This window comes from Phoenicibacter congonensis, assembly GCF_902386915.1.
In the GTDB taxonomy this organism is placed as follows: domain Bacteria; phylum Actinomycetota; class Coriobacteriia; order Coriobacteriales; family Eggerthellaceae; genus Phoenicibacter; species Phoenicibacter congonensis.
The window spans coordinates 485,067-497,205 of the sequence record NZ_LR698997.1 but is presented as its reverse complement, the minus strand read 5'-3'; the positions used below and the strand labels follow the sequence as shown (position 1 = coordinate 497,205).

Sequence of the window (12,139 nt, the reverse complement as noted above, 5' to 3'; positions counted from 1 at the left end):
TTAGGCGGTATATAATAAGTTAGTTATAAAGTTTTAGTAACGCACAAACGTTTATTTTAGCAGTTAAAACAGAGATATTAGGGCAACTGCTTCGCACATAAAAAAGGATTGAGGTAAGTATGGATGAGCTTCAAAAAGAGTACGACGAATTAAAAGCACTAAATTTAAACATTGACATGACACGTGGCAGACCAAGCGCAAGACAGCTTGCTTTGTCAGAGCGCTTGCTCAACATCGATTTTTCATACACTGGAATCGATGGCGTAGATGTTAGAAATTATGGCTTGATTCCAGGCATTACAGAAGCTCGACAACTCATGGGCGAGATTCTCGAAGAAGACGCTCAAAACACACTTGTAGTTGGCAGTTCAAGTTTGCAATTAATGTACGAGAGCGTACAAAGAGCAATTCAATATGGTGTTCGCGGAAATGTCCCATGGCAAAAACTAAACCATGTGAAGTTTTTATGTCCATCCCCTGGCTATGATCGTCATTTCACAATTTGTGAGGCCTTTAACATCGACATGATTACTGTCAAGTTGCTCGAAACAGGACCTGACATGGACACAGTTGAAAAACTTGTGGCTGAAGACCCAAGCATCAAGGGCATTTGGGTAGTTCCACAATATCAAAACCCAACGGGAATTACTTTTTCTGATGAGACTGTTCGCCGTTTAGCAAACATGAAAGTTGCTGCGCCTGATTTTACTATCTTTTGGGATAACGCATATGCTGTTCATCATCTATATGACGAAACAGAAAACCAAGACCACGTGTTAGACATTGGGAAATGTTGTCGCGAGGCAGGAAACCCCGACAGATATTTTAAATTTGCTTCGCTGTCAAAGGTCACATTCCCTGGTTCGGCAATTGCAGCTTTCGCATCAAGTGAACAAAACATTCGCGAAGCAAAAGAACACTTGTTCGCACAGATGATTGGAAGCGACAAAATTAACCAAATGAGACACGCCACTTTTTTGAAAAACAAAAAAGGTGTGCTTGAACACATGCAGAAGCATGCCGTGGAATTAAGACCGAAGTTCGAAACAGTTCAAGAAGTTCTCCAGGAAGGTCTAGGCGATGTTGATTATGCAAGCTGGACTAACCCTAAAGGTGGCTACTTCGTGAGTTTCAATTGCAAACCAGGCACAGCAAAACGTGTTGTAGAAATTGCCGAAGAGCTTGGCGTTAAGTTCACAGAAGCAGGATCAACATATCCGTTCTGCAACGACCCCTATGACCAAAACATTAGAATTGCGCCTTCAATGCCAATAGTCGAAGAGTTGCGCCAAGCTATGCGTGTGCTTGTCGTGGCAACAAAAATGGCGGCAGAAGAAAGTGAAAATGCCGCATAGGTTTTAAGCCTACTCTAGCTGCAAAAGCGAACAATTAGCTAACGAAAAAAGCCCCTCATCGAGGGGCTTTTAGTTTCTAGATTATAAATAATCAGCGCTATGGGCTAGTCTTCGTCGAGCTGTTCTGCAATCTCGTCGGTGATGCTTGCTGTGTGATAGACGTTTTGCAAGTCTTCGAGTTCCTCAAGCTTATCTATCAATCGCATGACCTTTTTAGCATCAGACAGAGTTACCTCTGTTGGGTTAGTTGGAATCATTGTGAGCTCAGCACCTTTTAGCTCAATGCCCTGCTCGATGAGGCTTTTCTTCACTGTGTTTAAATCGGTTGCAGGAGTGTATACAATCCACTCTTCGTCAGCATCCTCATAATCGTCGCCGCCTGCATCTGCAACAGCAAGCATGAACTCATCTTCATCTCCAGCAGCGCCATTTGAAATCATGCCCTCTTTTTTGCCGCCTTCAATTTGCTTTGGAACAAGAATTTGACCTTTGCTCTCAAATTGAAACGCAACGCTTCCGCTTGTGCCAAGGTTGCCACCAGCATGTGAGAAGGTGCTGCGAACGTCAGCCGCAGTTCTGTTTACGTTATCGGTCAAAGCCTCACAATAGACAGCAACTCCTGCTGGCCCATATCCCTCATAAACTACAGTTTTGTAGTTTGCAGCATCTTTCCCAGAACCAAAAGCTTTATCAATTGCAGTTTTAATTTTGTCCTTAGGAAGTGAATATCCTTTAGCTTTATCAATAGCAGCGGCCAAAGATGCATTGTTCTCGGGATTTGGATCGCCGCCTTCTTTTGCTGCCACAGTAATGTTTCTGCAAAGTTTAGAGAAAAGAGCTGAGCGCTTTGAGTCTTGAGCTGCTTTTCTGTGTTTCGTGGTCGCCCACTTTGAATGTCCTGACATGTTAGCCCTCTCGTTATTTGAATTACCTTGATTTTTGCTTTTAACTGCTAAATTGTATCACACGCTCAAAATGCGAAGAAACTCCTAAACGTTGAATTTAAACGTTATGATGTCTCCATCTTGCACAATGTAGTCCTTGCCTTCTTGACGAAGCTTTCCAGCTGCACGGCAACCAGCTTCGCCATTCAAGGCAACATAATCATCATATGATGCAGTTTCAGCCTTAATAAAACCGCGTTCAAAATCGGAATGAATAACGCCCGCTGCCTTGGGAGCCGTGTCACCAATGTGGATGGTCCAGGCGCGCGTTTCCTTCTCTCCACTCGTGAAATAGGACTGAAGACCAAGAAGATGATAGGTCTCTCGTACCAAACGCTCAAGCCCGCTTTCCTCAATGCCAAGCTCTTCTAGATATTCTTCTCGCTCATCTTCTTCTAAATCAATGAGTTCGCTTTCAACTTTTGCTGAAATCTTTACAGGAATTAAACCATCAATTGTTCCAAGGTCGGAATTAAGTTGATCTTCGTCAACGTTTGCGACATACAAAAAAGGTTTCATGGTTAGCAAATGTAAATCATAAAGTTCGGCAACCTCTTCGTCTGTGAGCCCAATTGTTCTCACTCGATGCCCATCGTTTAGTGCGTCAAAGGCACGCTTCATAACATCGAGCTTTTTCGCCTTTTCTTTATCACGCTTTGCTTCCTTCTCAATTCGCGGCATTGCTTTTTCAATAGTTGCAATGTCAGCAAAAATTAGCTCAGTCTTAATTGTTTCAACATCGCTTTCAGCGTCAACTTTGCCCGAAACATGAATAACATCAGGGTCACTAAAGTAGCGTACAATCTCACAAATCGCATCGCATTCACGAATGTTTGCCAAAAACTGGTTACCAAGTCCCTCGCCTTGAGAAGCACCAGCAACAAGACCTGCGATGTCTACAAACTCAACCATAGCTGGCACGATTTGGGCCGGATGATCAATCTCAGCAAGCCTGGCTAGACGCTTGTCGGGGACAGGCACCATGCCAACGTTTGGTTCAATAGTTGCAAAAGGATAGTTTGCAGCCAGACCACCTTTGTTAGTTAAGGCAGTGAAAAGCGTTGACTTACCCACATTTGGAAGACCAACAATTCCGATTGATAATGACATAAAACTCCCTAGATTCAAATATTTTTTTATTCAATTTTAGAACAAATAAAAAGAGCCATAAATAAAAGGCGCCGAGCTCGAACGACGCCTTTTGTTAAACAATCCAAGTTTTTGATTGACTCAACTCAACACGAGAAAAAGTTATAGAAAACTAAATCGTAATCACACCGAACTGAGCAGCTGTGTAGGAAATGAGAATAACAGCAATGAGAATTGGGCAAACATATTTAATCATTACTGACCATGCACCAGCTAAACGGAACTTAGAAGAAATGCGAACTTCATCTATGATTTCCTTAGGCTTGATTACCCAACCAACAAACACACATGTGAGAATCGCAACGATTGGCATCATCACAGTGTTGCTCAAGAAATCAAAGAAATCGAGAAGCGAGGTTCCTTCGCCAAGCGGCTGAATGAAGCCAAGTTTGTTGTATCCAAGGTTTACAAGAGTGACAGTAATTGCAAAGTAAATAATGACAGAGATAATTGCTTTTTTTCTCTTGCAACCTGTAGCGTCACAAATGATTGAAACAAGTGTTTCGGTCAAAGAAATGGCACTGGTGAGAGCGGCAAAGAATACAAGCACAAAGAATAATGCTCCAATGATGCCGCCAAATGAACCCATCTTGTCAAAAACCTCTGGCAAAGTGATAAACATCAATGACGGACCTGCTTTTGCTGCAATTGCATCGCCTCCGCCCAAACCAGCGAACGCTGCAGGGATAATCATTAGGCCCGCAAAGAAAGAAATTCCAAAGTCGAAGCCTGCAATTTGAACAGTTGAGCTTGTCAAAGAAGAGTTCTTTTTTGCATATGAACCATAGGTAATCATGATGCCCATTGCAAGGCTCATCGAATAGAACAGCTGCCCCAGAGCTGCAATCAATAATTCTGGTGAAATTTTTGAAAGATCAGGCACGAGGTAGTAGAGAGCGCCTTCATTAGCACCAGGTTGCATTATTGAAAAGATAGCAATGCCAATAGCAATAACAACGAGCAGAGGCATCATAACAAGATTTGACTTCTCAATTCCCTTTTCAACTCCAAGCGCCACAATCAACACAACGCAGCCGACAAACAAAAACGCCCATGCAAATGATTCAACTGGCGAAGTGATGAAGCTGATGAATGCTCCGGCAGCATCTGCCGCCAAAATGTGTCCTCCGCCCGAAAGATAGGTGGCAGCATATTTTGTAACCCAACCACCAATAACGCAGTAATAACATGTGATGATGAAAGGAACCGCCGAAGCTAGCACTCCAATAAAGGCATATTTCTTACCATAGGCCTTAAATGCAGCAATTGCCGACTTCCCAGTTTTTCTGCCCAAAGCTGTCTCAAGCAAAAGAAGCGAGACGCCAAAAGTAAAGAGCAAGAGGACATAAACAAGCAAAAATGTTCCACCGCCATATTTAGCAGCTAAATATGGGAATCTCCAAATGTTACCCAAACCGACCGCACTTGCAGCCGCAGCAAGAACAAAAGCAGCCTTGCCTGTCCAACTTGACCTAGCTGTCAAATCTTCCCCTCTGTCTACCGTCATATTAATCTCCCTCATAAAAATACACGCGAAACGCTAATTATAGCGACTTCATCACCATTTAACATACTTTTAAAGATTTTCGGTAAAGCCAAATTCCCGTGTCCAAATAATAAAACATCCACTTTCGCAAAATTTCTCAAATTATAGAAATTATGATTGGGCCGAGAAAAAGCTTTTTTTATGAATCGGAATTAAATGAATTGAACTTAAAGACGATTAAAAATTGAATCAAGCAAAACAAAATGTTTGAAAGAATCTAAAAGCCCTAATTGCTCTATTGCTAGCGCGCCTAATAATTAACATTCCAAAAAACTAGGCCTTTAGCTGGTGCATTTTCTCCTGCTGCTTGACGATCACAGGCTGTCAAAACATCAGCAACCCACAGGGGGTTTCTTTTTCCCTTTCCAACATTAGCAAGAGTTCCAACGATTGTGCGCACCATCGAGTGCAAAAATGCATTGCCAACAACTTTTATGCAAAGCAATTTTTCTCCAAAAACTTTTTCTTCAGAAAACGAAATTTCATTCACGCAACGCATAGTTGTTTTGTCAACAGCGCTCACTGCCATGCAGAAACTCTTGAAATCGTGCTCACCAATTAAATGACGACTTGCTTCAAACATAGCGTCAATGTTCAACGGCTTTGCAATGTGCCATGAAAAATCTTTTACAAAAATTGGTGATGTTTCAGAGTTGCAAATGTAATAGTGATATTCACGCGAAACAGCGCTAAAACGCGAAGAAAAATCAGCATCAACTTCCACAACTTCTGAAATTGAAATTTGCTCATGAGTCAATGCGTTTAGCGAACGAAGAAACGATCTGTTGGCAAGGCCCTCGTCTTCACAAAGGAAATTTACAACCTGACCCAAAGCATGCACACCTGCATCAGTTCGTCCCGCGCACACTGTTTCCACATCGCAGCGAAGCGCGATTTTTAGCGCGCGCTCAAGATCTCCCTGAACAGTCAACTGCCCAGGTTGTCTCGCGAACCCACAAAAAGGCGCTCCATTGTAGGCAACTTTTAATTTGTAGTTATGCAACTTGTCTTCCAAAAAGATCGTTTAACTTTGATTTCAATCCCGCATCGGCAGCGTTAATTAACACTGGAAGATACGTCTCTAGCTTCTTTCCAGAATTTGTGTTTAGTATTATTTTGAACCTGTCAACACCTGGGTAGTCTTTAATTATCCTAATTAAAGAATCACAAGCTGTCCTTGAAAACTCGTTCTCATTCAAATGCACTTCAATAATCGGTGGCTTCTCTTTTCCGACCACAGGATCTGCGTCATTTTTAAAAATAAGAGAAGCGACCTCGTTTACGAGGATTTGATCCCCTCTTTCGCTTTTATCAAAACGTCCCTTTAATTGAACAATTGCGTCATCATGCAAAACATCAAAGAACTGATCAACATTGAAGCAAACGCAAGCAACGCTACCTGTTGTGTCTTCGAGCTCGAAATTGCACATTCGGGCTTCTTTGTTAGTTTTTTTACTTCTGTAGGTCCTAATGTTTAACTCAGATATCATTCCAACAAAAGTTCCCTGTTTAATGCCTTTTTCGCGTTCTTTTAAACCAGTCATTGTGTAAGGTGTAATCTTAGAAATCTCATCTTCATGATTAGCTAGTGGATGATCAGAGACATACATCCCCATCACTTCTTTTTCAAAGTTGTTTTTAACATTTCGATCCCACTCTATTCCATCAGGATCGGGGACAGAAATTGTTGTGTCTTCTTCTAAAACTTCTGTTTCAAAAATAGAAGTTTGACCTGAAGCCTTGTCTCGCTGGGCTCTTGTTTCGTCTTCAAGCAGAGAAGTGTTGTAAATCAAGTCGTTTAGTTGTTTGCGCGTGTATCCAGTAGAGTCAAATGCTCCGCCTTTAATTAGAGCTTCTATTGACTTTTTATTCCAAAGCGATGCATCAACACGACGAAGAAGATCATGGAGCGAAGAATATGGACCATTTTCTTCACGCTCAGCAATAATTCCAAGCGCAACTGCTTTGCCAACACCACGAACTCCCATGAGACCAAATCGCACACCGCCTTCAACTGGTGTGAATTCAACATTAGAAGAATTAATGTCTGGAGGCAAAACAGGGATGTAGTTGTGATTGCACGATGATATGTATTTAATCAACTTGTCGGTGTTACCCATGTAGGACGAAAGAACAGCAGCCATGTAGTCATAGGGGTAATGCGCCTTTAAATAGGCGGTTCTCATGACAAGCATCGCATAGCATGCACTGTGTGATTTGTTAAACGCATATTTAGCGAACTTCTCAGCGTCGTTCCAAATTTGCTTTGCAATCTCTAGAGAGAAGCCGTTTGCAACAGCACCTTCATTCCAGTCATTCTGGAGCTCTTTCATAACGTCAAGTTTTTTCTTACCCATTGCTTTACGCAACTTATCAGCCTTGCCAGCAGAAAAGCCGCTCATAGCCATGGATATCTGCATGATTTGCTCTTGATAGACAATCGTGCCATATGTCTCTTCCAAAATTGGACGCAAACGATCGTCATAATAATGAACAGGCACTTTTCCATTTGCTACGTTGACATAGTCATCAACCATGCCTGATTCCAAAGGGCCCGGGCGGTTTAGCGCAATTGAAGCAACGATGTCAGAGAAACGACGAGGTGGCAAGCGATGAAACAGCTGAACATAAAGAGCACTTTCAACCTGAAAAAGACCATCCATGTTTCCGTTTCTTAAAAACTCAAAAGCTCCCTCATCATCAATTGGAATTTCTTCCGGAATGATTTGAATTCCTGTTCGTTTGTAAATGTTTTTGCAGGCTCTCGACAAAACACCAAGCGTGCGAAGGCCCAAAAAGTCCATCTTCAAAAGGCCAAGTTCAGGCGTGTAGTGTCCGTCATATTGAGTGATGATTGCGCCACCCTTAGTGTCACGCTTCATTGGGACATGGTCGCTCATTGGGTCGCGACATATGATCGTCGCGCACGCATGAACCCCTTCGTTTCGAATAATTCCTTCAATTGAGCGGGCGGCATCGATCGTCTCCTTTGCAGCAGGATCAGATTCATATAAAGCAGCCAGGTCGCTGTTTGATTCAAGAGCCTTGTCGATTGTTATGCCAATTTCAGTGCCAATGAGTTTTGCAATTTGATCACCTGTAGAATAGGGATATCCCAAAACTCTGGCAGCATCACGCACCGCATTTTTTGCAGCAATTCGGCCATAGGTAATAACGCCTGAAACACGCTCTTCTCCATAGAACTCACGAATGTGCTGTCGAACCTCTTCACGACGCTCGTCATCGAAGTCAACATCGATATCAGGCATCTCAACTCGCTCTGGACTCAAAAAACGTTCAAAGAGCAAACCGTTTTGCAAAGGATCAAGGTCTGTAATACCCATAGCATATGCAACCAAAGAACCTGCCGCGCTGCCACGACCAGGCCCAACGCCAATCCCATGGTCGCGCGCCCATTGAATGTATTCTTGAACAATTAAGAAATAGGCAGGAAATCCCTGCTGAATGATGACACTAGCCTCATATTCATAACGATCTTGAACTTCTTTTGGAATGTTTTCGCCATAGCGACGAACAAGTCCAACCTCGATTTGATGACGGAAATAGGACTCAGTCGTGTAGCCCTCAGGCACAGGAAACACTGGCAAAATGCTCTCGCGCTCAATTTCAACGTTGCATTTTTCTGCGACTTCAATAGTGTTGTCACACGCCTCTTCAAAGCCAGCAAGAGCCTCGCGCATTTCTTCTTCAGTTTTCATGTAGGATTCATGCGAATAAATCATGCGGTTTGTGTCGGAAACAAGCTTATTTTGCCCAATGCACCTGATTATGTCTTGAGCTCGCGCATCTTCACGCAAAAGAAAGTGAAAATCGTTAGTGGCTATTGTTTTGAACCCACATGCATTTGCAACTTTAACAAGCTGTTCGTTTAACCAGCGCTGTGAATGTCCTCGATTAGTTGTGTAGCCCGCATCTTGCAGCTCTATGTAAAAATCGCCAGGCTCAAAATAGCTAGCAAGCTTTTTTGCCCACTCACAAGCACCTTCAAAGTCGCCTTCATCCAAACATTTTGGGATAATTCCTGCCATGCAAGCTGAGGAGCAAATGAGGCCTTCGGCATATTTTTCAAGCATAGCCTGAGTGCAAAGAGGCTTTGCATAGAAATTCTCCACGTGGGATTCGCTAACAAGTTTTAGCAAGTTGTGATAGCCTTGCGTGGTCTTTGCAAGAAGAATCAAATGATAACGTTTTTGAGAGCGAGAGCGCTTCACCTCATCTTCGGCAACCATGTAAATCTCGCAACCATAGATTGGTTTTACTTTTTTACCAGTCTTTTTCTCGATTGCCGCGCACTCATCGCAAAGCTCGACGCAACCTCCCATTACTCCATGGTCAGTCAAAGCAATTGCTGGCATTCCAAGCTCTGCAGCACGGGCAACCATGTCTTTCACATGTGTAATGCCATCAAGCGATGAATATTCGCTGTGATTGTGTAAATGCACAAAAGCCACATGGACTCCCTTCTATAGATAAATCGCGCTCAAGCTAGCAAAAGAGTAACGCTCAGAAGCTTTTGCTCGGTCCCCATAAAATCACTGAGAGACAAGTTAGTCATCCTTAAAAAGTGTTGTTAAAAACCTAAAACCCTAAAACATCTAGAATCTAGTTCATTAAGAAAGCAAGTGTTAAAGAATGATTCTAATTATCCACTCTAAAACAATGAGGCCGAGAACTGCCACCATTGGGGAAAAGTCAACTGGCCCTGCGGCCGGAATGACTTTTTTAAAGAGATTTAGATAAGGGTCACAAATTTTTCCAAGCACAGAATAGAGTTCATAAATCCATCCTGTCATTTGAGGAATCCAGCTCATTAAAACATAGATAAAAATGACAAGAATATAGAGCTCAATGAGTCTCGTTAATATAAGTGTGATCATTTTCTAAATTAAACCGTCCCTTTTTATTCGTTCAATTTCACTTTGCGTAATTGGCTCTCCAACAGAAATTGTGTAAACCCTGTTTTCAAGCATGTCAACTTTGCCATTCAGCGCAGAAGTCGCACCAAATGAAAAATCTAAAAAACGGCGCGAAAGCCCTTGATCAACTCCGCGAAGGTCAATAACAACAACGTCTTTATCTCTCAGAGCTTTAGTTACAAACTCAGCTTCTTCATAGGTGTCAGGGTTAATAACGGCAACTTGCCGAGACCTCGACGCAACTGGAGATGCTCCAACATAAGAGCGTTCACGGCTAGGCATCATGTCGGCATCTGCTAACTCAATTGGAGAAATAGGTGCAGTTTCTGAAGCACTTGTAACCGCAGGTTTTTCAGCAGTAGAAATAAAAAGTGAATCTAGGCCGCTGGACCTGTGAGCACTTGCATGTGCAGGGCGAGATACATCTCTTTCATATTGAGAAACCGTTCGCTCAATTGGTGCTACAGCTTCGTTTTGTGCTTCGTAATATGTGTCTCTATCTTCTTCATAGACTTCTTCTTCGGACTCATCCTCAACTTCAGGAGCAGGAGTGCCAGCTAATTTTGATTTCGCATTTGCGCAAAATTCCTTAAAACTTGCCATGAATTTGCCTCGCTTAAAAATGTTAGAGAAGTTAGATAGATTCTAGCATTAACCCCGATTTCTAGAACATATCTGGGTCAAAAATAGCCCTTCCTACTCTAATGAATGTAGACCCGCATTTAACAGCATCCGGCCAGTCGTTTGTCATCCCAGCAGAAAACTCGCAAAATTGACTGCCCGCCTGATCTCGATTGGCTTCAAGCAAATCATGTGCCGACCTAAACACTTCAAGCGCAGAAGGCAGGTTGGCATGGGCAGCATCTTCAATTGGAGCCATCGTCATAAGTCCGCAAATTGAAATGTTCTCTAAGTCTTTGCAAGCTTTTAGAAATTCTGGCAAATCGCCAGAATGTACACCCGATTTAGATGCTTCTCCCGAAACGTTAACTTCAATTAAAACCTTTTGGATTTTCCCGATTTCTTTAGCAACGCGATCGATTTTTTCGGCATGTTCAAATTTGAAAAGAGAATGAATCATGCAAGCGTGAGGCACAATGTTTTTGATTTGACGAGATTGAATGTTGCCAATAAAATGCCAGTTTTCATTTGGGAATGCTTGCGATTTGCGGACAAGTTCTTCAGGTCTGTTTTCACCAAAATCATGAGCACCCTCATCGATGGCCGATTCAACCTCTTGGAGTCCAACTGTTTTAGAAACTGCAATCAATGTAACTTCGTTTGGATTTCTTCCGCACGATTTCGCCTGTTCTGCGAGCTGTTTATTGATTGATGCATAGTTGGTCAGCATAAGAACTCCTATCTAAAAGCTATTGCACCGTGCCTTCCACATTTACCATCAGTTGCACGATATGAATAGAATAGGTCTTCATTGCATTTTGTGCAAAGCCCCAAGTCGCAAAAGCGTTCTTCTTTTAAACCAACCGCCATAAGCTGCATTTTCAAAGCAGTCGACATCGAAACATTAAACTTGTCGCAATTTGTACAGAGCACATTTTCACCAAAGGTTTTGCGGAAAATTGCAGCAACTTCATCGCCAACTTCAAAACAGCATTGGCGAATGTGCGCTCCTACATAGGCATTTATTTCACCCGGTTCAGATCCGCATTTGTCAACCAACATTGAAAAAGCTTTGGCAGAAATTTTATTTACAACACCGCGCCAGCCAGCATGAACGACTGCAAAGGTGCCATCATTTGCAGCTAAAATGACAGGCGCGCAATCAGCAAAGCAGAGCAGTGGAGCTATTTCTTTACAGTTGCACACTACCCCGTCACCTTCTTCCCCATCAAAAATTTGGCTAGCTGAATTCACGCAGAAAACTGTGTCGCCATGCACCTGACGTGGATTCGTGATGACAGGATGATAGTTAGGAGTGTCAGTTTCATCAGAACCTGACGACAAGCCAGTCTTGGAATTAAAGGAACAGAGAGCCTTTAGCAAAAGCTCCCTGTTCTCCATCACATCACTAATGTTGTCTTCCACATGGCTGCCAAGATTTAGAGACCCCCACTGACCTTCGCTAGCACCACCAACGCGAGTTGAAAATGCAATGCGAATGCCAGTGTCACTATATAGGGCATTGTCAGTAAAAAACTCTATGCCGCACGAATTAAACTTTTCTAACTTAGGTAAAGCTAACACAAC

Annotated in this window: 10 protein-coding genes; 1 reads left to right on the top strand and 9 read right to left on the bottom strand. The window is 42.6% G+C overall.

The genetic code is table 11. The features are described 5' to 3' along the window. The first annotated feature begins 119 nt into the window (after positions 1-119). Positions 120-1,355: an aminotransferase class I/II-fold pyridoxal phosphate-dependent enzyme gene (locus FXZ76_RS02170; RefSeq protein WP_079535489.1), complete on the top strand. Its 1,236-nt coding sequence runs from the start codon at positions 120-122 to the stop codon at positions 1,353-1,355. A gap of 104 nt (positions 1,356-1,459) precedes the next feature. Here the strand turns inward: FXZ76_RS02170 and FXZ76_RS02165 are convergent, their stop codons facing one another. From FXZ76_RS02165 to FXZ76_RS02125, 9 genes are all read right to left on the bottom strand, one after another. Beyond that, complete coding sequence (locus FXZ76_RS02165; RefSeq protein WP_079535487.1) at positions 1,460-2,260, bottom strand: YebC/PmpR family DNA-binding transcriptional regulator; 801 nt, start codon at positions 2,258-2,260, stop codon at positions 1,460-1,462. 84 nt (positions 2,261-2,344) lie between these two features. Continuing rightward, positions 2,345-3,409 carry a redox-regulated ATPase YchF gene (gene ychF / locus FXZ76_RS02160; RefSeq protein WP_079535486.1) on the bottom strand — a complete coding sequence of 355 codons (1,065 nt, stop codon included), beginning with the start codon at positions 3,407-3,409 and terminating at the stop codon, positions 2,345-2,347. 151 nt (positions 3,410-3,560) lie between these two features. Continuing rightward, the gene (locus FXZ76_RS02155) at positions 3,561-4,955 is read right to left on the bottom strand and encodes a sodium-dependent transporter (protein WP_079535484.1); all 1,395 of its coding nucleotides are present in this window, start codon (positions 4,953-4,955) and stop codon (positions 3,561-3,563) included. Between the two features lie 289 nt (positions 4,956-5,244). Further along, the gene (gene truA, locus FXZ76_RS02150; protein WP_231961729.1) at positions 5,245-5,997 is read right to left on the bottom strand and encodes a tRNA pseudouridine(38-40) synthase TruA; all 753 of its coding nucleotides are present in this window, start codon (positions 5,995-5,997) and stop codon (positions 5,245-5,247) included. Further along, positions 5,990-9,466 (bottom strand): DNA polymerase III subunit alpha, encoded by a 3,477-nt coding sequence (dnaE, locus tag FXZ76_RS02145; protein ID WP_079535481.1) that lies wholly within the window; start codon positions 9,464-9,466, stop codon positions 5,990-5,992. Before dnaE ends, truA begins: the two co-directional genes overlap by 8 nt. A gap of 174 nt (positions 9,467-9,640) precedes the next feature. Then, complete coding sequence (locus tag FXZ76_RS02140; RefSeq protein ID WP_079535480.1) at positions 9,641-9,892, bottom strand: YggT family protein; 252 nt, start codon at positions 9,890-9,892, stop codon at positions 9,641-9,643. Between the two features lie 3 nt (positions 9,893-9,895). Next, positions 9,896-10,534 carry a cell division protein SepF gene (locus FXZ76_RS02135; protein ID WP_079535479.1) on the bottom strand — a complete coding sequence of 213 codons (639 nt, stop codon included), beginning with the start codon at positions 10,532-10,534 and terminating at the stop codon, positions 9,896-9,898. Positions 10,535-10,595: 61 nt separating this feature from the next. Next, positions 10,596-11,282, bottom strand: coding sequence for a YggS family pyridoxal phosphate-dependent enzyme (locus FXZ76_RS02130; protein ID WP_079535478.1), 687 nt, complete (start codon positions 11,280-11,282; stop codon positions 10,596-10,598). Positions 11,283-11,290: 8 nt separating this feature from the next. Continuing rightward, positions 11,291-12,136 carry a purine nucleoside phosphorylase YfiH/LACC1 family protein gene (locus FXZ76_RS02125; protein WP_157887275.1) on the bottom strand — a complete coding sequence of 282 codons (846 nt, stop codon included), beginning with the start codon at positions 12,134-12,136 and terminating at the stop codon, positions 11,291-11,293. Between the last annotated feature and the right edge of the window lie 3 nt (positions 12,137-12,139).